Source organism: Streptomyces liliiviolaceus (genome assembly GCF_018070025.1).
Classification (GTDB): domain Bacteria; phylum Actinomycetota; class Actinomycetes; order Streptomycetales; family Streptomycetaceae; genus Streptomyces; species Streptomyces liliiviolaceus.
The window spans coordinates 1398372-1420426 of the sequence record NZ_JAGPYQ010000002.1 but is presented as its reverse complement, the minus strand read 5'-3'; the positions used below and the strand labels follow the sequence as shown (position 1 = coordinate 1420426).

At 69.9% G+C, this 22055-nt stretch carries 20 protein-coding genes and 2 pseudogenes; 13 read left to right on the top strand and 9 right to left on the bottom strand.

The window, feature by feature from the left end; translation table 11 throughout:
• Nucleotides 1-128 precede the first annotated feature (128 nt).
• From efeO to J8N05_RS41600, 3 genes and pseudogenes are all read left to right on the top strand, one after another.
• Nucleotides 129-1247, top strand: coding sequence for an iron uptake system protein EfeO (gene efeO / locus J8N05_RS41610; protein WP_247706901.1), 1119 nt, complete (start codon nucleotides 129-131; stop codon nucleotides 1245-1247).
• A gap of 149 nt (nucleotides 1248-1396) precedes the next feature.
• Nucleotides 1397-2197 (top strand): annotated as a pseudogene (locus J8N05_RS41605) (ABC transporter permease); the annotation flags it as partial.
• Between the two features lie 325 nt (nucleotides 2198-2522).
• Nucleotides 2523-3035, top strand: coding sequence for a hypothetical protein (locus J8N05_RS41600; protein ID WP_210894436.1), 513 nt, complete (start codon nucleotides 2523-2525; stop codon nucleotides 3033-3035).
• A gap of 74 nt (nucleotides 3036-3109) precedes the next feature.
• Here J8N05_RS41600 and J8N05_RS41595 read toward each other — a convergent pair whose 3' ends face one another.
• Both J8N05_RS41595 and J8N05_RS41590 read right to left on the bottom strand, forming a co-directional pair.
• Nucleotides 3110-3481: a BlaI/MecI/CopY family transcriptional regulator gene (locus tag J8N05_RS41595; RefSeq protein ID WP_210892468.1), complete on the bottom strand. Its 372-nt coding sequence runs from the start codon at nucleotides 3479-3481 to the stop codon at nucleotides 3110-3112.
• A 197-nt stretch (nucleotides 3482-3678) separates the two neighbouring features.
• Nucleotides 3679-4344 carry a LuxR C-terminal-related transcriptional regulator gene (locus J8N05_RS41590; RefSeq protein WP_210892466.1) on the bottom strand — a complete coding sequence of 222 codons (666 nt, stop codon included), beginning with the start codon at nucleotides 4342-4344 and terminating at the stop codon, nucleotides 3679-3681.
• A 433-nt stretch (nucleotides 4345-4777) separates the two neighbouring features.
• Between J8N05_RS41590 and J8N05_RS41585 the strand changes: the two genes are divergently transcribed.
• The gene (locus J8N05_RS41585) at nucleotides 4778-5713 is read left to right on the top strand and encodes a M48 family metalloprotease (protein ID WP_247706900.1); all 936 of its coding nucleotides are present in this window, start codon (nucleotides 4778-4780) and stop codon (nucleotides 5711-5713) included.
• Between the two features lie 46 nt (nucleotides 5714-5759).
• On the opposite strand, the gene J8N05_RS41580 is transcribed toward J8N05_RS41585, so the two are convergent.
• From J8N05_RS41580 to J8N05_RS41565, 4 genes are read right to left on the bottom strand one after another with little or no spacing between them, the layout of a single operon-like run.
• On the bottom strand, nucleotides 5760-7385 hold the full coding sequence (locus tag J8N05_RS41580) for an ABC transporter ATP-binding protein (RefSeq protein ID WP_247706899.1): 1626 nt from the start codon (nucleotides 7383-7385) through the stop codon (nucleotides 5760-5762).
• On the bottom strand, nucleotides 7382-8245 hold the full coding sequence (locus J8N05_RS41575) for an ABC transporter permease subunit (RefSeq protein ID WP_210892464.1): 864 nt from the start codon (nucleotides 8243-8245) through the stop codon (nucleotides 7382-7384). The genes J8N05_RS41580 and J8N05_RS41575 overlap by 4 nt, the downstream gene beginning before the upstream one ends.
• Nucleotides 8246-8303: 58 nt before the next feature.
• A complete protein-coding gene (locus tag J8N05_RS41570; RefSeq protein ID WP_210892462.1) occupies nucleotides 8304-9329 on the bottom strand; it encodes an ABC transporter permease in 1026 nt (341 codons plus the stop codon).
• Nucleotides 9314-10870 (bottom strand): ABC transporter substrate-binding protein, encoded by a 1557-nt coding sequence (locus J8N05_RS41565; RefSeq protein WP_210892460.1) that lies wholly within the window; start codon nucleotides 10868-10870, stop codon nucleotides 9314-9316. The genes J8N05_RS41570 and J8N05_RS41565 overlap by 16 nt, the downstream gene beginning before the upstream one ends.
• Nucleotides 10871-11155: 285 nt before the next feature.
• On the opposite strand from J8N05_RS41565, the gene J8N05_RS41560 reads away from it, so the two are divergent.
• From J8N05_RS41560 to J8N05_RS41540, 5 genes are read left to right on the top strand one after another with little or no spacing between them, the layout of a single operon-like run.
• Nucleotides 11156-12148 carry a TauD/TfdA family dioxygenase gene (locus J8N05_RS41560; protein WP_210892457.1) on the top strand — a complete coding sequence of 331 codons (993 nt, stop codon included), beginning with the start codon at nucleotides 11156-11158 and terminating at the stop codon, nucleotides 12146-12148.
• 29 nt (nucleotides 12149-12177) lie between these two features.
• Nucleotides 12178-13203, top strand: a complete 1026-nt coding sequence (locus tag J8N05_RS41555; RefSeq protein ID WP_210892456.1) for an ornithine cyclodeaminase family protein — start codon at nucleotides 12178-12180, stop codon at nucleotides 13201-13203.
• The gene (locus J8N05_RS41550; protein WP_210892454.1) at nucleotides 13194-14615 is read left to right on the top strand and encodes a type III PLP-dependent enzyme domain-containing protein; all 1422 of its coding nucleotides are present in this window, start codon (nucleotides 13194-13196) and stop codon (nucleotides 14613-14615) included. The genes J8N05_RS41555 and J8N05_RS41550 overlap by 10 nt, the downstream gene beginning before the upstream one ends.
• Nucleotides 14616-14670: 55 nt before the next feature.
• On the top strand, nucleotides 14671-15711 hold the full coding sequence (locus tag J8N05_RS41545) for a cysteine synthase family protein (RefSeq protein ID WP_210892453.1): 1041 nt from the start codon (nucleotides 14671-14673) through the stop codon (nucleotides 15709-15711).
• Complete coding sequence (locus J8N05_RS41540) at nucleotides 15705-17168, top strand: MATE family efflux transporter (RefSeq protein WP_210892451.1); 1464 nt, start codon at nucleotides 15705-15707, stop codon at nucleotides 17166-17168. Before J8N05_RS41545 ends, J8N05_RS41540 begins: the two co-directional genes overlap by 7 nt.
• Nucleotides 17169-17223: 55 nt before the next feature.
• Here J8N05_RS41540 and J8N05_RS41535 read toward each other — a convergent pair whose 3' ends face one another.
• The 3 genes from J8N05_RS41535 to J8N05_RS41525 form a co-directional block, all read right to left on the bottom strand.
• Complete coding sequence (locus J8N05_RS41535; protein WP_210892449.1) at nucleotides 17224-18063, bottom strand: COG4705 family protein; 840 nt, start codon at nucleotides 18061-18063, stop codon at nucleotides 17224-17226.
• 107 nt (nucleotides 18064-18170) lie between these two features.
• A complete protein-coding gene (locus tag J8N05_RS41530; protein ID WP_210892447.1) occupies nucleotides 18171-19100 on the bottom strand; it encodes a M56 family metallopeptidase in 930 nt (309 codons plus the stop codon).
• Nucleotides 19097-19468 (bottom strand): BlaI/MecI/CopY family transcriptional regulator, encoded by a 372-nt coding sequence (locus J8N05_RS41525; RefSeq protein ID WP_210892445.1) that lies wholly within the window; start codon nucleotides 19466-19468, stop codon nucleotides 19097-19099. The genes J8N05_RS41530 and J8N05_RS41525 overlap by 4 nt, the downstream gene beginning before the upstream one ends.
• A gap of 121 nt (nucleotides 19469-19589) precedes the next feature.
• On the opposite strand from J8N05_RS41525, the gene J8N05_RS41520 reads away from it, so the two are divergent.
• From J8N05_RS41520 to J8N05_RS47710, 4 genes and pseudogenes are all read left to right on the top strand, one after another.
• Complete coding sequence (locus J8N05_RS41520; RefSeq protein WP_210892443.1) at nucleotides 19590-19754, top strand: hypothetical protein; 165 nt, start codon at nucleotides 19590-19592, stop codon at nucleotides 19752-19754.
• Nucleotides 19751-20515, top strand: a complete 765-nt coding sequence (locus tag J8N05_RS41515) for a phosphatase PAP2 family protein (protein WP_210892441.1) — start codon at nucleotides 19751-19753, stop codon at nucleotides 20513-20515. The genes J8N05_RS41520 and J8N05_RS41515 overlap by 4 nt, the downstream gene beginning before the upstream one ends.
• Nucleotides 20469-21131, top strand: coding sequence for a response regulator transcription factor (locus tag J8N05_RS41510; protein ID WP_210892438.1), 663 nt, complete (start codon nucleotides 20469-20471; stop codon nucleotides 21129-21131). The genes J8N05_RS41515 and J8N05_RS41510 overlap by 47 nt, the downstream gene beginning before the upstream one ends.
• Nucleotides 21128-22024: pseudogene (locus J8N05_RS47710) on the top strand (histidine kinase dimerization/phospho-acceptor domain-containing protein); the annotation flags it as partial. The gene J8N05_RS41510 and the pseudogene J8N05_RS47710, both read left to right, overlap by 4 nt.
• Nucleotides 22025-22055: the final 31 nt, after the last annotated feature.

The following is a 22055-nucleotide window of genomic DNA, read 5'->3' as shown; positions in this document are numbered from 1 at the left end:
CTTCGTGTCTACAGTTACGTAGACTTCGCTCGCCGGGCGGCTCACTCGTCCGCGTCGTCACCTGCGTGAATCGAGGCACATCCATGTCCCGGGTACCCCGCCCTGTCTTCTTGGGCGCCGTCGTCTGTATGTCGACGGTCGTGTCCTTGTCGGGCTGCACCGAGAAGAGTGATGCGTCGAGTGACGACCATGTCGTCGAGGTGACGGCCTCGGACAGCACGTGCGAGGTGTCGAAGAAGGAGTTCCCGGCCGGTCACGTCCAGCTCGACGTGACCAACAAGGGCTCCAAGGTCACCGAGGTGTATCTGCTGTTCCCCGACGACCGGATCGTCACCGAGCGCGAGAACATCGGCCCCGGCACCCGGCAGAAGGTCACCGCCGAGGTGAAGGCGGGCGACTACCGCATCGCCTGCAAGCCCGGCATGAAGGGCAAGGGCATCCGGCAGGACGTCACCGTCACCGGCGGCGGCAAGGCGTCCAAGCGCGACCCGCGCCTGGACGCCGCGGTCGCCGCCTACCGCCAGTACGCACAGGAACAGGCCGACCAGACCCTGCCCAAGGCCACCGTGTTCACGGACGCCGTGAAGGCCGGCGACATCGAGGCCGCGAAGAAGGCGTACGCCACCTCGCGGATCGGCTGGGAGCGCACCGAGCCGGTCGCCGAGTCGTTCGGGGACATCGACCCCAAGGTCGACGTGCGCGAGGACGGCCTGGAGGAGGGCCAGGACCCGGAGAAGGACTGGACGGGCTGGCACCGCCTGGAGCGCTCCCTGTGGAAGGACAAGAAGCTCACCGACCGGGACTCCGAGCTGGCCGACCAGCTGATCAAGGACCTCACCGACTGGCAGAACCGCGTCGGCAAGGCGGAGATCACCCCGACCTCGATGGCCAACGGCGCCAAGGAACTCCTCGACGAGGTCGCCACCGGCAAGGTCACCGGCGAGGAGGAGCGCTACTCGCACACCGACCTGGTCGACTTCAAGGCGAACGTCGAAGGCGCCGAGAAGTCCTACACCCTGCTGAAGCCGGTGGCCAAGGAGAACGACGCGGCACTGGTCACCGAGCTGGACAAGCAGTTCGCCGCGCTCGACACCCTCCTGGACACCTACCGCAAGGACACGACCTCGTACGACTTCACCTCCTACGACAAGGTCTCCAAGGCGGACCAGAAGGAACTCTCGGACGCGGTGAACGCGCTCGCGGAGCCGCTGTCCAAGCTCGCCGCAGCCGTCGTCGCAAAGAAGTAGGAGGACCGGCCATGACCGACACGCCTGTCCACTCCGGGCAAACGCTCGCAGAAGGCACCTGAAACAGCGGCCGTCGACCGGTCCTTCCCTGCGGCCGACTCGGATCAAGAGCGGTCTGCGCCACAGCCAGACACTTCCACGGTGATGCCATGACCACAGCCTCGGCCGCGTTACTTCCGGTGAACGCGACCCTCGCCGGGGTCCTGGCTGTGTTGCTGGCGGCTGCCGTCGCCGTGACCGCGCTGGCCCGCCTCGCGCCGGATCAAGGATCGGCCCGGGCGCGAGAGGTGCTGACCGCCGGGCTGCGGGCAGCGGTTCAGCTCGCGGTCGTCTCCGTGGCCATCGGCTGGGTCGCGCACTCGCCCACCGGGCTGCCCGCGTTCCTGCTGTTGATGTACGCGGTGGCCGTGCGCACGGCCGGCCGGCGCGTCACCTCCGACGGCACGTGGTGGTGGACGGCCGTGCCGATCGCCGCGGGCGTGGTGCCCGCCGTCGTCCTGCTGCTGTCCACCGGCCTGGTCGAGGTCACCGGGATCGCGATGATCCCGGTGACCGGCATCCTGATCGGTGGCGCGATGACGGCCACGGTCCTGGCGGGCAGACAGAGCCTGGCCGTACTGAGGATGCGCCATGGAGAGGTCGAGGCCGCTCTCGCGCTGGGCCTGGTCGAGCGCGACGCGCGGGTGGAGATCGCTCGCTCGGCCGCTTCGGAGGCGCTCGTGCCAGGGCTGGACCAGACCCGGACGGTCGGGCTCGTGACACTCCCCGGCGCGTTCGTCGGGATGCTGCTCGGGGGAGCCGACCCGCTCACCGCGGGCGCGGTGCAGTTGTTCGTCCTCGTCGCCCTGATGGCGGTTCAGGCCGTCGCGGTCGTCGTGACCCTGGAACTGATCGCACGCGCACGGATCACTGCCCCGTCCAGCCATGAGAAGCCGCCCGCTCCGCGCCGACCGCGGATCCCCTGGTCCTTCGTCCGGCGACGGCAGGAGACCACGTCGTCCGATCGCACACGCACCGCGGAATCCGGCCGCATGACGCGAGACCACCGGTCAGGTCGACCGGGGCGCGCGGGGACATCTGCGGGGCGTTCGGGGACATCCGTGCAATCGAGCTGGGAGAGCAGTGTACGAAGCGAAGAAGCCCGTCACGGAGGCGGACACCGTAACGCCGGCGGTCCGGGTCGTGATGTGGCTCGGGGCCCGCGAGCAGGTCGAACGAGACCTGCGCGACGCCCTGGGCGGACAGTCCAGCCTTCGTGACGACACGCTGGCGAAGATGGCCGACGTACTGCAGGCCACGGCGAACGGACTGGGGCCGGAAGCAGCCGCCGTGTGGGCGGGAGTACCGGGCCGGGTCCTCCAGAGCTGGCTGAAGCAGGATCCCGCGTTCGCCTGCGCCCTGGAGGCGGCCGGCGCGTTGGCCACGGCCCATGGGCTCGGGACCGGCCGCGAGGCCACTCCCGCCATGCTGAGGGTCGCGACAGTCGCGTTCACCCGGGGTGCCGATTGGTCGACGGCCGCCCGCGCGGCGGGATTCAAGCCGTATCGGCTCCGGCAGTTGTTGCGGGCCTCGCCGGCGCTCGGCGCTCTGGTCCATGCGGCTCGAAACGCACGGCCACGGAAGCCCAGGAACCCTCCGCGGGCCTCCCGTCGGTCCGTGCTCGCGGGGCGAGCGGCGAACGAGTACGGGTACCGCCTGGTGCGTCTGGACGACCCCGCACTCCCGCTTCCACCTGTGGAGAAGAACGGGCCTGCTCCCGGGGAGTCGGAGGAACGGTCCGGAGGATGACCCACGACGTGGTCATGGGCGAACGTCCTTGGCAGGCAACGGTGGTTGCGACGGGAGGGGCGTCGCCGGTCGCGTCAGTGTCCGTTCTCTTCCAGCAGCCGACGCAGCTCCGCCTCGTCGGTCGGACTGAGCCTCTCGACGAATCGGGCCAGCACCATGCTCCGGTCGCCGTCCTGGTCGAGTTCGCGGTGCATTCGGCGAGCTGTCAGTCCGTGGGCGTCCTCGATGGGGAAGTAGACGAAGCCCCGCTTCACCGGCTTGCGGTCGATGACGCCTTTTTCGTAGAGACGGATCAGCAGTGTCGCGACCGTCGTCCGGGCCAGCGGCTGCGGCATCTCGGACCTGATCTCAGCGGCCGACCGTGGTTTCCCCGCCGCCCACAGGGCAGCGAGGACGCTGGCCTCCAGCTCTCCCGCAGGCCGACGCTCACCGTCACCCCCAGTCATGATTCCTCCCTCTCTTCGCCACACGGACTTCTCACCAGGCGGAGCACCGGACAGCAGAAGCGTTTCCGCCGCCGAGAGCGGACGAGTCCGCTCCTGCGGCCATTATCAGGGAGAGGTGCTTCGGCGGGGCCCGAGGTGCCGGTTCGGCGGGGGCCGGACGCCCGACGTGTACGTGGAGGGAAGGCGGTGCCGGTCGTCTACTCCTTTTCTCTCACGCCGACCAGACCGTTTCGATGGGCCTCCGCGACGAGTTGAGCGCGACTTCTGACATTGAGTTTGATCATGGCGCGATTTATATGTGTCTTGACGGTGAGATGCGAGACGATCAAGCGGTCCGATATCTGCTTGTTGTCCAGTCCGAGAGCCGCAAGGGAGACCATCTCCCGTTCCCTCGGCGTGAGATCACCGAATCTCTCCTCCGTCTCGTCGCTCCCGCTGATCTGTGTCAGCGGGAATATCCTGTCGAGAACGCAGCGTGTCGCGGCCGGGGAAAGGTGAGCACCACCACGAGCGACCGCCCTTATCGCCTCGACGAGAACCTCTGTCTCGTTCCCGACTTCAAGGAATCCGCTGACTCCTGAGTTCAGTGCGCCGAGCACCCATGTCTCCGTGATGACATCAGCGAGCATCACCGTCCGGATGTCGCCTGCCCACGGGGCGTGCGTGATCTGGCGCGAAGCCTCGATGCCGTCGATCCCGGACGAGTGGACGTGGAGCAGGACAACGTCCGGTCGTAGATTTCGAGCCAGGCGGACACCGTCGATTCCGCCCTCCACCGCTGCGATCAGTTCGATGTCCGATGCGTCTCCCATGAGTTGTTCGATCTGCGAGCGCACAGAATCCTGGCCGTAGATCAGTAGCACACGGAGCATCATCTACACCTTCACTGAACATTCAAGTAAAATAATCGGGGGCGTGCCCGTGATTTCATGACGCGTGCGCCCGCGGTGCGATGGTGGGGGCGATCCGACGTGAGGTATCGGAATGGTCTTCTCAAGCGCCGGTCCGGCCCCGATGAGGCCCGCACTCTTGCGCGGTTCCGGTGCGGAAAAAGCCAACATGTCCACGTGTGCCCGACGGCGCCGAAATGGCCACCCTCCGAATTCGGCGACGTTCGGGCGCATGTACCGTGGACTGCGGCAAAGGGCTGTTGAACCAGGGCACCTCGATGCGACCTTCCAAGGAAGGAATAGGTCCGTCTACAGTCTTGTAAACGGTCTACGACACTGTAGTCGAAGCTGAGGGTGGACGTGTAGACGGCCTGCCCGCAGGTCCCGTCGTGCTGAAGGACGCTTGATGCTGACTCCGCTGTTCGTCGTGCCGCTGGTGCTGCCGTTCCTGCTGTGCCTGGTGACGAGCCGTGTGCTGGTGTGGGTACGACCGACCGCGGCGCTGTGGATCCTCACGTCGGCGACGCTCGTCTCGGCCGCGGCGTGCCTCGTCTGTCTCGGTTCGCTGATCCTTACCGGCCTGTTCCTCGTACCGGCCGTCGCGGAGCTCAGCCATTTCGTCCACCATCTGTGCACGCCCTCTGTTCCTGTGGTCGGTGGGATGGCGGTCCTGGCCGGTCTGGCCCTGGTTCTCGGCGGACTGCGGTTCGGACATTCCGTCGTGCGGCACAGCCGCACGCTTCGGGCAGCACAGCGACAGGTGGCGCAGCTCCCCGTGGTAGGAGATCTGTGCGTCGTCGATTCGCCCCGGCCCGACGCATACGCGCTGCCGGGCCGTCAGAACCGCATCGTCGTGACAGCGGGCATGCTGCGCACCCTCGGAGCGGCGGAGCGGGAAGCCCTGTTCGCCCATGAGCGTGCTCACAACGCCCAGCGGCACCACTACTTCCTGACGGCCGCCGAGGCTGCGGCACACTGTCATCCCGCCCTGCGCAGGGTGCGCGAGGAGATCCGTCTCGCTGCGGAGCTCGCGGCCGATGAGGCCGCGGCCCGAGCCGTGGGGGACCGGAAGCTGGTCGCTGTCGCGGTGGCGCGAGCCGCGTTGGCCAGCCATGACGCGGGCCCCACCACGCGCCCCTATCTGACCCTCGGAGCGGCAACGGGTCCCGTCTCGCAACGCGTCACCACTCTCCTCAAGCCATCTGCCGCGCCCGGCAGGGCGCCGCGGTGTCTGGCCCTTCTCGTGGTTCTCGCCGTTCTTGTCTCCGTGGGTGTGACCGCGTCTGCGGTGCTGCATCTGCACCACGAGGTGGGCGAGGCACAGGGTGTGGTCGCTCGCTGACATCCCCATGGGCCGGGCAGGGGCACGTCCCCAAGTTCTTGCGCCGCTACGGGTACGGGAGGGTTCGGTGATGCTCCCTCGTGCCTGACGTCGGTACGGATGCCGGAGGACGGCTCAGCAGTTCCGCCGTGGCCGCGTGCCGCGGATCCGCGAACACGTCCGCCGTACGACCGGACTCCACTACCCGCCCGTCGGCGAGAACCGTGATCGTCTCCGACCGGTCCTGGATCAGCGGCACATCATGACTGATGATGACGAGGGTCATGGAGCGGTCCTGCCGTAGCCGGTGAAGCAGGTCCATGACCGCGTGACCGGTGGGCCGGTCGAGGGCGGACGTGATCTCGTCGCACACCAGGATCTCGGGCTCGGCCGCGAGAGCCCGGGCGATCGCGACCCGTTGACGCTGGCCGCCCGACAGTTCGTGCGGATACCGGCCTGCGAAGTCGGCCGGCAGCCCGACCTGGCGCAGCAGTTCCTCGACGGCACGGCCGGTGATCCCTGGGGGAGTGCGGTGGTGGATCCGCAGGGGCCTGGCCACCGAGGAGCCGACGGTCCGGCTGGGGTTGAGCGCCCCGAGGGGGTTCTGGGTGATCAGCTGAATGCGGCGGCGCTGGTCCCGACTGCGGCGCCCCACGGTGGCTGGCAGGGCTGTTCCGTCGAGCCGTACGGTGCCGGACCGGCTCTTGTGGAGACCGACGAGTGCACGGGCCAGTGTCGTCTTGCCGGAGCCCGAAGCGCCGACGACGGCAGCCACCGAGCCCTTCGCCACGGTGAGTCGAACGCCGTCCAGCACGAGATGCCCGGTGCTCCGGCGGCCGAGTGCGACGCTCAGGTCATGGACGTCGAGGAGGGGCACACCGGCAGTCTCCGCGCCGGTGGCCGATACCGCTGGCGGCCGCCGGGACACCGCGATGCGCCCGGAGGGGCGCTCACCTCTTTCCTCCGGGGCTTCGGGCACGGCCCCGTCCGGAGCCAGTCGTACGACGTCGTCGGCGAGTCGCTCGACGACATCCGGGTCGTGGGAGGAGAAGGCGACGCCGAGATCGTGTTCGTGCGTCAGGCTGCGGAGCAGTTCGGATATCTCGTGGCGCAGCAACGGGTCGAGTCCGGCTGTGGGTTCGTCCAGGAGCAACAGGGTCGGGCGTTTGGCCAGGACGCGGGCCAGGGCGACACGACGCAGTTGGCCTCCTGACAACTCCCCGGGCCGGCGAGAGGTGAACCGGTGGTCGGCCGGCAGGCGGACCGCGTCCAGCAGATCGCGTACGGCCGCGGGTGAGCGGTCGGTGTTCAGCTCGCGAAGGAGTGTGCGGACGCGCAGCCGGGGGTTGAGTGCCGACGCGGGGTCCTGTCCGACGTACCCGATCCTGGTTCTGCGGATCTCACGGCGTGCGCGCTCGTCCAGTTCGAACATGTCGTGACCGAGTACGCGCACCTGGCCGGCCGAGTGTGCCGTACCGGGCGGCAGGTGCCCGAGCAGTGCCCGCAGCAGTGTTGTCTTTCCGGCTCCAGAAGGGCCGGTGACGGCGACGAGGCGGCCAGGACGAAGGGTGAGTGACACGTTCTTGAGGAGGGGGCGGCCGCCCGGTGTGGTGATGTCGAGCGTGCTCACTTCCGCCACCGGCGAGGGGGAGCGGCCGACTGTGTTCGTGCGCCGGTCGGGGGTGTGGCTCACAGCAGGGTTACCGCCTTCCGGCCGGTCTGCGGGACCAGGGCGGCCGCCGCGAGGTTGACGCTCAGGGCCAGCAGGCCGACCGCGATGCTGGGGGCGAGGACGGCCCAGGGGTTCAGCAGGATCCCCGGGGAGTTCTCCCGGATCATCAAGGCCCAGTCGGCGGCGGGGGGTTGGGGGCCGACCTGCAGGAAGCCGGCCATGGAGACGACGTAGACCGCCTCGACGAACCGCAGGCCGAGCAGGGCGAGCAGGGTGGCTCGCAGGTTGGGCAGGACGTCGCGCACCACGAGGAACCACAGGCGTTCGCCGCCGGCGGTGGCCGCTTCGACGTAGCCGGACGCGGCGACGGGGGCGGCGGCATGGGTCACGAGGCGGACGGCGTACGGCAGTCCCAGGACGATGGCGGCGGCGGCCACGGCGAGGCGGCCGCCCCCGGGCCACGACAGGGCGACCAGCATGATGCCCAGTACGGCGGGGAGGAGGATCAGCACGTCCGCGGCGCGCTCGACGACCCGGCCGACGGTCGGCCGCAGGGCGCCGATCGCCCCGATGACGGCGGCGGCCGCGGTGACCACCGCGGCGATCAGCAGCGCCGACAGCACGAGTTCGCGACCGCCCGCCAGCACTCTGCTGAGGACGTCGCGGCCGAGCTGGTCGCCGCCGAGGAGGGCTCCGCCGCCGGCCTCGGCGAAGGGAGCGGTGACGGGTTCGTCCACCGCGTGGGGAGTGATCCACGGTCCGGCGAGGGCCAGGGCCACGAGTGCGGCGGCGGGCAGGACCCGGAGCAGGACGGCCGTCGGGGACCAACGCCGCTGGGTCTTGGGGGAACTCCCGCCGCGACGGCCTGTCAGCGGCTTCATCCGCGGCCTCCATCAGTGGGGCGGGTCGGCGACAAGGGGGCCGCAGGGCCTCGTACGGTCATCGCTGCCCCACCGTCAGCAGGTCGCGGAGCAGGTCCGCCATCAGCAGCACGACGCTGATGGCCGCACCGGCCAGCACGGTCACACCGGCGATCACCGGGGTGTCGCGGTCGGCGATCGCGGAGGCCAGCACGGCGCCGATTCCGGGGTGGTTGAAGATGGTCTCCACGGCGACCGCTCCGCCGAGGAGCACTCCGGACGACGTGGCGAGCCCGGTGGCGATGGTGGGCAGGGCCCCCGGCAGGACGTGGAGCAGCACCACCCGGCGCGGCGACAGACCGTCGAGGACCGCGGCTTCGACGTAGGGGGCGCGGGCCTCGTCGGCGAGGGCCGCACGGGCGATGCGCGTGTTCCAGCCCGTCTGCGGAACGGTCAGGGCCAGCGCGGGCAGGACGAGCATGGTCCAGGAGGCGGGGGAGCCGTCGCCGTCGGTGAGGGTGACGGCGGGCAGCCATCCGGTCCACAGCGACAGCACCAGGACGAGCACGACCGCGACGACGAACTCCGGGACGGCGAACACGGCGGTCGACATGCCGGTGACGATCCGGTCGAGGCGTCCGCCGGGCCGCAGTGCCGCACCGGACGCCAACGACAGCGAGAGCGCGGCCGTCAGCAGCAGCGCCGATCCGCTCAGCACCAGGGTGTTGGGGAACGCGCTGGTGAGCAGGCCGGTGACGTGCTCACCCTGTGCGGAGGTGCCCAGATCGCCGGTGGGCAGGCCGGACATCCAGTCCCAGAACCGTTCCAGGACGGGTCGGTCGAGACCTAGCGTCTCCCGTCGGCGGTCCACGTCCGCGGTGCTCTCCCCGCGTTCGGAGGTGGCGCTCGCGGCGTCCCCGGGCAGCAGCTCGACGCCGATGAAGACCACTGCGAGAAGCGTCGCGAGGAGCACGGATCGTTTGAGCACGACGAGGCCGGCACGGGCCGCGATCCGTGCCACGGGCGATCGGGCCGACCGCTCTTCGGCAGGTACCGCCGAAAGGCTCGTCGGCTCTTCGAGGTCGGGGATCAACTGGTCAGCCATGCCGTTTCGAGCTGGACACGGCCGTAACCGGGCAGCGTCGGAAGTCCGCGCACCTTCGCGGCGGCGAGGTCGACGCCGTCGGCCATGCCCCACAGCAGATAGCCGGAGCTGTCGTACTCGATCTGCTGCATCTCGCGCAGCAGTTGGGTGCGCCGGGCGTCGTCCGAGGTGCCGATGGCCTTCTCGTACGCCGTGTCGAAGGCGGTGTCCTGCCAGCCCGCCTCGTTCTGCCCGCTGTCGGAGACCATGGTCTTGCTGGCGAAGAAGACCACCGAGTCGTTGGTGCCCCAGTAGCTGGTGTACAGGTCGCCCTTCAGCCAGGTCTTGTCCCAGAAGACCGCGGACTCCTGCTTGACGACCTTGACCTTCACGCCCGCCTCGCGCACCTGGGTGGCGAAGAGGGTGGCCGATTCGGCCAGCCCCGAGATGTCCTCGGTGGTCATGAGCTCGTACGTCCTGGACGTGTCGAACCCCGCCTCCTTCAACAGTTGTCTGGCCTTGGCGAGGTCGCGGGTGCGCTGGGTGATGCTCTTGGCGTAGGCGGGGTCACCGGTGCCGAGGATGTCGTTGGCGACCGTGCCGTAGCCGGACAGGACCTGCTTGACCATGGCCTCACGGTCCACGGCCAGGCGCAGGGCCTCACGCACCTTGGTGTCGGCGAAGGGACCGTCGGCAGTGCGCATGACGATCGGCATCGCCATGTCGTTGGGGCGGCGGACGGTCTGGATGTCCTTACGCGTCTTGGCCGTACGGGCCGCGATGGCACCGGCGTTGGAGGCGAGGTCGATCTGCCCGGCGAGCAGCGCGTTGGCCATGGCCTGCGGGCTCTCGAAGATCTTCACCTCGATGGCGTCCAGGTACACCGTCCCGCCGTGCCAGGAGTCGTTGCGCACCAGCCGGGCGTTGCCGCCGCGGAACCAGTCGAGCTTGAACGGCCCGGTGCCGGGAGCCTTCGCGATGTCCTCGTCGCTGGTGCCGTCGGGGACGACGAACGTGGTCAGGCGGGTGAGGAGCGGGAGTTCGGCGTTGGCGTAGTCGGAGACCAGGACGACCGTGTCGGTGCCCTGGGCGGTGATGTTCTTCGCCTGGATGCCGGGCAGGCGGGAGGCGCCGGCGGGGGTGGCGCGGAGTCGCTTGAGCGAGAAGACGACGTCCTTCGCGGTCACAGGAGAGCCGTCGTGGAACTTCGCACCCTTGGCGAGCTTGAACTTCCAGGTCTTGAGATCGGCCGACGGCTCCCAGCTCGCGGCGAGCCGGGGAGCGGTGTTCGGCTTGGCTCCCGGGACGGTCAGCGCGTCGTGTACGAGGCTGAGGATCAGGTAGTCGCTCTCGTTGGACTGGGTGCCGTGCGGGTCACGGGTGACGGCACTCGCGCGGCCGAGGGCTCCGACCCGCAGTGTGCCGCCCTTGCGGGGCTTGGCGGAGGTGTCGTCGGCGGATCCGTTCGGCTCGGCGTCACCACCGCTGCCGCACGCGGTCAGTACGGTCGCCGCGGTCAAAGCGGCACCGGCCCACAGCAGTTGACGTCTCGTCAGGTCCACGTATTCCTCGGCTTCCCAAGCAGCGTTAATTACTTAGGTTTGCCTATCCTAAAAAATCGACCGGTCGCAATACTCCAAGTGGAGTACAGCCTCCCGCGCCGGATCCACCTAACTTAGGTGTGGCTTACCTGAGCCGCCGACCGGATGCGTCGACGGATCGCAACTCCGCCGACCCATGTGTCCCGTGCGATCCGCGCAGCTGATCCGCTCCGCACGCCCGCGTCCGGCCCTTTTCCCGCCATCACCCCGCGCCCCCGCACGCGCCCCACGAACGGATGGTTGACCATGCCGACGGCAGTCACGCCTGTGCGCCAGCTCGACCCGCACGCCGTAACCAAACTGACCGAAGCGGCACAAGAACTGCTCTCAGCCTTCGGCGGGGACCCCCGGTCCTCCGCACTCATACGTCAACTGCCGGGCACCGCCGCCACTCTGAGCGCCGGGATCCGGCACGTATGCCGCCCCGTGGACACCTCCGCCGGCCTGTACGTCGTGCGCGGCATCCCCGTCGACGACGAGACCATCGGCCCCACGCCGGACCACTGGTCGACCGCGGGCCACTCCGGGGCCGTCCACGACGTGGCCCTGCTCCTGCTCGCCACCGTGATGGGCACCCCCATCGCCTGGGAAGGCCAGCAGGACGGCCGGTTCGTGCACAACATCGTCCCGTCTCCCGGTCACGAGGAGGAACAGACCGGAGCCAGCAGTACCGTGCTGCTCAGCCCGCACACCGAGGACGCCTTCCACCCCGGCCGTGCCCACCTGCTGATCCTCGGCTGCATGCGCAACCATGACGCCGTCGCCACCACCGCCGCCTCCGTCCGGCAGGTCGAACTACCGTCGGCTGATGTGGAGTTGCTGAGTCGTCCGGCTCTCCCGATCCTCCCCGACGACGCCTACGCCGAGGCCCAGGCCTACGCCGGAACGCCACCGCCCGTACCCACGCTGTGGGGTTCTCCCGACGGGCTGACCCTGCGGTTCGACCCCGCCTACACCCCACTCGGCGAGGCGACCGAGGAACACCGCGCCGCGTACGACCGCCTGGCCGAAGAGCTGTCCAGGGTCTCCGTCGCCGTGAGCCTGGAGCCCGGCGACGTCCTGGTCGTCGACAACGACCTCGTCGTGCACGGCAGGGTGCCCTTCAAGGCCCGTTACGACGGCACCGACCGCTGGCTCAAGCGGGCCTCCGTCCGCGTGCCCGGCAGGCGCACCCGCCCGGCCTCCGAAGCGAACGAGCACGGCTACGGCCAGTCCGCCCTCGAAGCGCACCCGAGCTGAACTCCCGTCTCGCAACGGAGGAACCCCCCATGACACACGCCCCGGCCGCCCCCACCGACATCCCCAGGTCCGGCGACGCGACACACCTGCGCATCCTGTCCACCAGCGACCTGGCCGGGATCGAGATCTCCCTGGCCGACGTGGTGTCCACGGTGGAGGGTGCCTACCGCACACTCCACGACGGCCTCTCCGACAACCCCCGCAAGCTGACCGTGAAGCCGCCGGACGGGCACTCCGTCTCCTACGCCATGCTGGGCCGGGACGGCTCCCGCGACGTCGTCGCGATCAAGACCTCGTACAAGCACGGCCTGGACAAGGGCCGTACGCAGCAGCACTACTACACGGCACTGACGCTTTACGACGACATCACCGGGCTGCCGGTGGCCATGATGGACTGCTCCCGCATCGGCTCACTGCGCACACCGGCCGTCTCCGCTCTGCTCGCCCGGGAATGCGCGGTGTCCGGTGCACGCTCCGCACTGGTCATCGGCACGGGAACCCAAGGGCGCCTCGCGCTGCCGTTCCTGCTCACCACGCGCCCCGACCTGGACCGGCTGATGCTGTTCGGCACACACCCCGAAGGCATCGCCGCCGTCCGCGAGCAACTGCGCGCACACTTTCCCGACCGGGACGTGGAGATCGTCACCGATCTGCGGAACGCCGCCGCGGACGCCGACATCATCCTCGCCACGGCCGGCTCGCACACCCCGGCCGCCGTCGAGGCCGACTGGCTCAAGCCGGGCACGCTGTCCGTCCTCGTCGGACACGGACTCGCGCCCTCCACGCTGCACCGGGCGGACCGTGTCGTAGCCACCAGCGAGGCACAGATGAACGTCACGGGCACCGACATGGCCGACGCCGAGGGCGAACTCCCCTCCGTCGACGCCGAGTTCCCGCCCGTGCTCGCAGGGACCGCAGCCGGCCGTACCGGCGACACCGAGCGGATCTTCGCCTACAACAGCGGTCTCGTCGTCACCGACATCGCACTCGGCCATCGCTTCTCCCAACTGGCCATCGCGCAGGGCCTGGGCGTCGAGGTGCCGTTGTGGCAGTGACCACCGTCACCGGACATCCGGTTCTCCCGGCATTGCCCGATCCCGCCACCGAGGCGCTGCTGGCCGGCGGGCTCCTGCCCGAACTCGCCCACGCCTTCGGCGGCCCCTTCCACTTCCTGCTGCCGGACGCCTTCGACACCAACCTGCGCTCCCTGTACGAAGCGCTCGCGACGGCCGGCGTGGACGGCTTCGTGTACTTCGCGAAGAAGGCCAACAAGGCCGCCGTCTTCGCCGAACGCGCCGCGGCGCTGGGCGCCGGTGTGGACGTGGCCTCGGTCGGGGAACTGCGCGAGGCACTTGGTCACGGCGTGCGCGGGGAGGACCTCATGGTGACCGGGCCCGCGAAGGACCCGCACCTGCTGCGGCTCGCCGTGCAGCACGGCGCGCTGATCGCGGTCGACGCACTGGACGAACTGGACGCCGTGATCACCCGCGCGTTCGGCGGACGGACCCGCCCGGCCCGTGTGCTCCTGCGGGTCCTGCCCCCGCTCCAGCCGGACAGCCGCTTCGGCCTGGCCGAGGAGGAACTGGCCACGGCGATGGACCGCTGCGTGACAGCTGGGGACGCGCTGCGGATGGAAGGCTTCAGCTTCCATCTGTCCGGCTACGCGTTGGGGCCCCGCGCCGGCCTCGCCGCCCGGCTGATCGACCTGTGCCGCACGGCCCGCGCCAAGGGACTTCAAGCCCACCGCATCAGCATCGGCGGTGGCCTGCCCGTCAGTTACACGGATGCCGACAGCTGGCGGGCGTTCCTCGAAGCACAGCGACCCGCCGACTACCACGCCGAAAAGACGTTCCGAAGCGGCGACTTCTACCCCTACCACTCGCCCCTCGCCGGGGCCGGCGCGCTGACCGCACTCCTGGCGACCCGGCCGGAGAACAGCGACACCACTCTGGCGCAGGTCCTCAGGAATGCCCAGGTGCAACTGCTCCTTGAGCCGGGCCGCGCCCTGCTCGACCGGGCCGGAGCCACCGTGTTCACCATCCAGGGCGTCAAGGAACGGGACGGCTACCGGCTGCTGACCGTCGACGGCACGAGCCTGAGCCTGTCCGAGCAGTGGTTCGGCAGCGAGTACCTCCCCGACCCCCGGTTGATCCCGCAGCCGTCGATGGACTTCGAGAACTCGGGGGACCTGCACGAACCGGGGGAGTGCGAGGCACCGGGCGGGGCGTTCCCCGCGAGCGTCGGCGCCGCCACCTGCCTGGAATCGGACATGCTCACCTGGCGCAAGATCGCCTTTCCCCGTCGTCCACGGGCCGGGGACCTCCTGGTGTACCCGAACACGGCCGGCTACCAGATGGACTCCAACGAATCCTCCTTCCACGACCTGCCCCTGCCACCGAAGGTCGTCATCGACTGGACCGACCGCCCACGGCCGCGCTGGCGTCTGGACCGCCACTTCACCTCGTAGCAGCGCGCCGCACGACCTGGCCCTCCGCCCGCCGTCCCCTTCACAGGAGCATTCGATGCCCGGAGCTCTTCAGCGCCCCGCCGTGGTCTCCCGCCTGTCCGAACTCATCGGCCACACACCCCTGTTGGAGCTCGCCGCCACCGACACCGGCAGCCGCCTGCTGCTGAAACTGGAGATGTTCAACCCCACCGGAACCGCGAAGATCCGGATGGCGCGCGCCATGGTCGACGCCGCCGAGGCCGCGGGCGAACTGCGCGCCGGAGGCCGGATCATCGAGTCCACCTCCGGCAACACCGGCCTGGGCCTCTCGGTGATCGCCGCAGAACGCGGCTACACCTTCACCGCCGTGGTCGACCACCACGCGGCCCCCGACAAACTCCGCGGCATGCGGGCCCTGGGCACCGAACTCGTCTATGTCGTCGACGACGGAACCGAGGAACTGGCCACCGCCGCCAGGGAAGAGCTCGCCGAGAACATGGCGCGCGGCCAGGACAACACCGTCTTCACCGAGCAGCACAACAACCCCGCCAACGGAGTCGGGTACTACCCCGTGGCCCACGAACTCAACGAGGCCCTGGACGGCAGGATCGACATACTGATCGGCGCCGTCGGCACCGGCGGCGCGCTGTGCGGCACCGGCCGGGAGCTGAGCAGGCTGATACCCGGATTCACCGTCATCGGCGTGGAACCCGAGGGATCGATCGCGTTCGGCGGCCCCGCCCACGACTACCACCAGTCCGGCACCGGCACCCCCGAAGGCGCCGAGATCGGCGCCCTGGTCGACTTCGACCTGATCGACGAAGGAGTCAAGGTCGGCGACATCGAGGCCTTCGCGACCTGCCGGGCCGTCGCCCGTACCGGCCTGCTGATCGGAGGTTCGGCCGGCGGCGTCGTCCACGAGGCACTGACCCGTCTCGCCGACCTGCCGCCGGGCACCACCATGGTCGCCCTGATCAACGACGGCGGGGAAAAGTACATGGACACCGTCTTCAATGACGACTGGATGAGCGAACGCGACCTGCTGAGCCCCGCCGCCGAGCGGGAGATCGACGAACTCCTCACCAAACTCCGCAGGAACCGGTGGACCACATGCTGACCACTCTCCTCCGCGACAGCCGCGCCCTCGGCGTGCTCGCCGTCCCGCTCGTCCTCACCCAACTCGCCCAGGTCGCACTCACCACCACCGACACGGTGATGCTGGGACTGCTCGGCACCACCGAACTCGCGGCTGGCGGCCTGGCCATCGTGATCTTCAACCAGATCCGCACGATGGGCGTCGGCCTCATTACCTCGGTCGGCAACCAGGTCGCAGCCGCCGCGGCCCGAGCGGAACAGACAGCCGGTGGGGCGGACACGGACGGAACAGAAGGCGGGGACGGCAGGAACGGCAAGGACGGCAGGGACGGCAGAGGCGGCAGGGACGGCGCGAAGGAGTCGGCGCACGACGAGGTACGGGCCGTCGTGCGCGCGAGCCTGACCGTCGCCACCCTCGCCGGAATCACCGGCGCGCTGCTGATGATCCTCATCGGACAGGCACTGACTTTGCTCGGCCAGGACCCCGAGGTCGTCGCCCTCACCCGGAAGATGCTCCACGCACTCGCCCCCGGCCTGCTGCCCTGCCTGTGGTTCCAGGCCGTACGCCAGTTCACCGTCGGCATGCGACGCCCGCAGGCCCTGCTCCGGATCACTCTCGTGTCCATCGGCGTGAACGCGGCCCTGAACTGGATCCTCATCCACGGCACCTTCGGCCTTCCCCGCCTCGGACTGACCGGCGTCGGAATCGCCACGTCGAGCGTCTACCTGCTGTCCTTCGCCGCCTTGTACCTCGCCGCGAAGAAGGACACCGAACTCGCCCCGCTCCTCAGCCTCGACATCACCCGCACCGACCTGGCCGTACTCCAACGGATCCTCGGTCTCGGTGTGCCGATCGCCGCCACCTACGGCTCCGAAGCCGGCTTCTTCTCCGTCACCGCCCTCATGGCGGGTTCCTTCGGCCCCGAGGCGCTGGCCGCGCACACCGCCGTCAACCAACTCGTCTACATCGTCTTCCAGGTAGCCGTCGGTCTGTCCCACGCGGCCTCCATCAACGTCAGCCGGGAACTGGCCCTCGGTCACCACGACGGCGCGCGACGCATCAAGAACACCGCACTCGCCTGCGCCGGCGCCGTGATGACCTGCGTCGGCGCCCTGTATCTCACGGTGCCGCACCTCGTCCTGGCACCGTTCCTCGACACCGGCTCCGGGCAGGCCCTCACCATCGCCACCCACCTCCTGATCGTCACCGCCTTCCTGCAGTTCTTCGACTGCGCCCAGAACATCGGGGTCGGACTCCTGCGCGGACTCGACGACACCCGGAGCGGCTTCCGGATCACCCTCATCGGCTACTGGGCCGTCGGACTGCCCGCCGCCTGGCTCCTCGCCTTTCCCCTCCACCTGGACACCCTCGGGATCTGGCTGGGCCTGCTGACCGGCCTCGCCGCCACCGCCGTCCTCCTGCTGCGCCGCTACAGCGCGGCTCTCCTGGCCGGACGGCCTCTCACGGCGGCTGTCTGAACCTGCCGTGGGGGCTGGTGATCACCGATCGCCTGCCCGCCACGTCGACAACGGCTCAGATCGTCTGCCGCGCCGCACTCGGCTGCTCCGTGACGTCCTTGCGTGTCACCGCCAGGTGGACGACCAGACCGAGAACGACCGCGAGGAACAGCGCGCTGGTGACGACGGTGCCGAGGCCGACTCCGCCGTCACCGGTCGGTTGGGAGAGGTAGTCGCCGATCGAGGCGCCGAGGGGGCGGGTGAGGATGTAGGCGATCCAGAAACTCCACACCGCGTTCAGTCCCAGCGTGAGGTGCGCGACCGCCACGGCGCCGATGGCGAGGGCGAACAGGACGGCCGCGAGCCAGTAACCGAGGCTCATCCGCTCGGAGACGAGGTCGCCGGCCGCCGTGCCCAAGGCGAAGGTGAACAGCACCGCCAGCCAGTAGAACGACTCACGGCTCGGGGTGTCGATGCTGTGGATCGACAGGGTCCGCTCGCGCCGGTACCAGACGCCGAAGACAACCGCGAGGAGGAGCGCGAACACCGTGGTGCTCGTCTCCAGCGGTACGCCCATGTTGTCCGTGAGGTTGTCGCTGATCAAGGTGCCGACGACGCTGATCAGGGCGACGGCGAGCCAGTACACGCCCGCGCGGTACCCGGCCGTGCGGAACTGGACGACCAGGACGACCGCGAGCAGCGCACTCATGAGCACGGACACGCCGGTCAGGCCCAGACCGGCCTTCTCTGCGAGGAGATCGGCCGCGGTCTCGCCGACGGTCGTACACAGGACCTTGATGATCCAGAAGTAGGCGGTGACCTCGGGGACCTTGTTCCGGCGCAGGCGACGGGAGGGGCCGGAGAGGGGACTCCCGCTCGGTTGGGTCTCGGGTGTGTCGGAGAGTTCATGGGTCATGGGCAAGACGCTGCCAGCGGTTACCTGAACACATCCTGACTGCCGCACGGCTTCCCCGGGGGCGGCCTCTCCCTGTCAGCGCCGCGTTCCGACCGGTGCCGAACCGGTCACCGGCTCTCCTCGCCCTGGGCGACCTCGACCTCGTGGTGAAAGTCGACGACACCGACCGTCCCGGCGGCGACGGACAGGACCGTACACGCGACGAGCAGGAACGCGGTCCATCGCGCGGCTCGTGAGCGCACCGCAACGGGTTCGAGGAGGGCGGTGACGCGTCGCGGAACCGGCCCGGTCGTCGCCGCAGGCGCGAAACCTGGGCGGGCGGAGTGTGAGTCGTGGCCCGCGAGGGCGGCGCGGGCGATGGCGGTGGCCACCAGACGACGGTCGCCGACGGCGGTGGCGGCGCTCTCGTCGGCGGCCCGCTCGGCGGCGAGCCGGATGGCGTCGCGTACGGCGCGCAGGGCCGGATGGCAGTGGGCGGCGAGTTCGGCGGCGGCCAGATGGTAGTGGTGGCCTGCCTGGTTGTGCGCACGCTCGTGGGCGAACAGGGCTTCGCGCTCGGCAGGTCCCAGGCTGCGCAGCATCGCGGTGGTGACGACGATGCGGTGGGGGCGTCCGGGGAGGGCGTACGCGTCCGGGTGGGGCGAGTCGACGACGCACAGGTCACCGGCGGCGGGGCGGCTGTCCGCCTGTCGCCGGGCGGTACGGAAGTCACGGGTCTGCCGGAAGACGGCGCGCACGACGGTCCAGGCGCTGAGGGTGAGCACTCCGGTGGCCGCCGCGGCAGCGGGCAGGACGAGCAGATCCGAGGGGCTTCGCAGGGGATGGACGAGTTCCCCGAGGGTGGCGAAGACCGGGAACTTGAGCAGTCCGATCAGGACCAGGGAACCGAGAGCGGCGACGCAGGCTCCGGCCAGCGCCAGGGCCGAGGCGGTGAGGACCCACAGCGCGGTGGCGGGCGCGAGACGACTGAGGGTTGCGCGGGCCGGCATCGGCGCGAGAAAGGGGAGGACCAGCGGTACGAGCAGCAGGACGGTCACCGCTCGCCGCCCTCCAGGAGCCGGCGCAGGTGCTGCTCGTCGCCGGGATCGAGCTGGGCGACGAACCGCGCGAGGACCGTCTGCCGGTCGGTGTCCTTGGCGAGTTCGGAGTGCATGCGCCGCGCCGTCAGGCCGGGTGCGTCCTGTACGGGGCTGTAGGCATAGCCGCGGCCCTGTCGTGCACGGCTGACGACGCCCTTCTCGTGCAACCGCGTCAACGTCGTCGTCACCGTCGTCCGGGCCAGGGCGGAACCGAGTCCGCTCTGCACCCCGCCGGGTGTGAGCGGGGTCCCGGCGGCCCACAGCACGCCCATGACGGCGGCTTCGAGCTCGCCCGCCGGTCGCCTCTCGTCCCTCGCATCGGCCATGGGACCGTTCCTCACTCCGCGATCGTCTACAGTGCAATAGACCGTCTACAGGATTGTAGTCGATCGCCGGTTGTCGCTGCCCCGCCGCGTCCGACGGTCGGGAAAAGGAAGGGCGCCATCGATGGTGACCAAAACCGTGCATCCATCGTCGCAGATTGCCGCCAATGTTCCGGTTGCCCGTTCTCTGCTGTCGGCCGTCGGCGTGGTGGCGACCCTGATCGTGGCGCTGTCGCTGATTCCGCTCGCCTCCGTGTACCTCCCGCGTCCCCTGCCGGTGGTGTCGTGAAGCGCGGCGGCGTCGCCGGACTTGCCGGCAGTTGCGCTCTCGGGGCATGGACGGCGTTCGGCGTGCTGACCATGTTCGTGGCGGGCCACGACGGCGTACCGCTGTCCGCGGACAGCGGCTTCCTCGCGTGGTCCGTCGGCCACCGGCCGGACACGGCGGTGGCGTTCGCCCGCGGGGCGACCGCCACCGGGACGGGTGTCGTCGCGTACGCGCTTGCCGCACTGGCCGGGATCATCGCGGGACGCACGCTCCGGCAGCGCGCGTCGGCCGTCGCACTCTGCCTCGCCTGCCTGGGGGTCGGCCAGACGCTGCGGTACACGGCGATGACACTCGTCGCACGCCCACGACCACCGCTGACGGACTGGGAGACATCTGCGTCGGGATGGGCGTTCCCCTCCGGGCACACCAGTACGGCGGTCATCACCGCGGGGCTGCTGATCCTCGCTGTCCGGATACGCGGCCCGCGCGGCGGAACACCGCTCGTCCTGGCCATCGGCGGTTGGGGCGCCCTGGTCGGACTGACCCGCGTGTACCTCGGGGTGCACTGGTTCACCGATGTCGTCGGGGGCTGGCTGTTCGCCCTCGGCTGGCTGGGGGTGTGCCTGTGCGCCATGGCGCTCGTGCGGCTTCGGCAACAGGCTCCGGGCGCGACGGACACAACCCGGGAACAGACACGGCAAGACACTGCCCGAGGACAAGAACGGGAGGAGCGCCATGCGCCGGACCATCCTGGTCGTGGAGGACGATCACGGCCTGCGTGACGTGCTGATGCGTGGGCTGCGCGACGAGGACTTCGACCCCGTGCCCGCCCCGGACGGCGCCACCGCCCTGCGGCTGGCCGTCAAGGGCCCGTCCGCCGTCGTGCTCGACATCGGGCTGCCCGACGCCGACGGACGTGACGTGTGCCAGGCCATGCGCGCAGGCGGTCTCCTCGCCCCGGTCATCTTTCTGACCGCCCATCACCGGCTCACCGACCGGCTGTCCGGGTTCTCGGCCGGCGGCGACGACTACCTGCCCAAGCCGTTCCATCTCGCCGAACTCGCCGCACGTCTGCGGGCAGCCCTCAAACGGGCCGCGCCGCCGTCCGCCGCCACGGCAGGAGATCTGGCACTTGACGCCGTCCGGCACATCGTCAGCGTTCAGGGCACGCAGGTCGGTCTGACGCCGACCGAGTTCCGTCTTCTGGCCGCTCTCATGGCAGCCACCGGCGGCATCGTCCGCCGCCGCGAACTGGTCCGGGCGGGCTGGCCCGCGGGCGCTCAGGTCCATGACAACACCCTCGACCAGTACCTGACCCGCCTGCGCCGCAAGCTGCGCGAAGCGGGCAGCGACCGGACGATCCGCACGGCCCGCGGTGTCGGCCACCGCCTGTCATGACCGGCATCCGCCGGTGGCCACGGCACGCTCCGACCGCATTCCTGCGCCCTCCGGCGCCCCGCACACTGCGTGGCCGGCTCGCGCTGGTGGCCCTCACCACGGCCACACTGCTGATACTGATCCTCACCGTCGCCTTCAACGCCGTGGCCCGGCAGCACCTCCAGCACCAGGCGGACGACGAACTGCGCACCCGCGCGGCCGCTGTCGCGACGACCATCGACACCAGCGGCACGACCGTTCGGGTCACGGAGACCTCGCACGACGAACTCCTCGACACGAACGTGTGGATCTACGCCGGCGGACGCCTGCTGGAGAAACCACCGACCGCCGCCCGCCTGACCCGTGTCACCGACACACTCGCCGGTCGCGGTGGCCCGCGGTGCATCACAACCGAAGTCCCCGGCCCCCTGCGGCTGTGCTCCCGGCAGGTGTCCGGAGACAGGAGCGAGGCCACGGTGGTCACCGCGCTCAGCCTCGCCCCCTACCGCGGTTCGGCCGACACCCTGCTCCTGGGGTCCCTCGCCCTGGACGCCGTGATGCTCGTATGCACCTACGCGCTGACGCGGCTGGCGGTGGGACGCGCGCTGCGCCCCGTCCGCACGATGACCGATCAGGCCACCCGGTGGAGTGCCGTCGCCTCCGAAGAACGCTTCGGCGGTCTGCGGCACCCGGCCGAACTCGCCGCCCTCGGTACGTCCCTGGACGCCATACTCGACCGCATCCGCACCCTCCTGCGCCACGAGCGACAGCTCACCGCAGAGCTCTCGCACGAGCTGCGTACACCGCTGAGCCGGATCATCGCCGAACTCGACTGGTGGCACACCCGCCCCCGCACCGCCGACGAGACACGAACCACCCACCGGATCATCGCCGGTGCCGCCGGATCCATGAGGCGAGGTGACCCACGACCCCGGATTCACCACC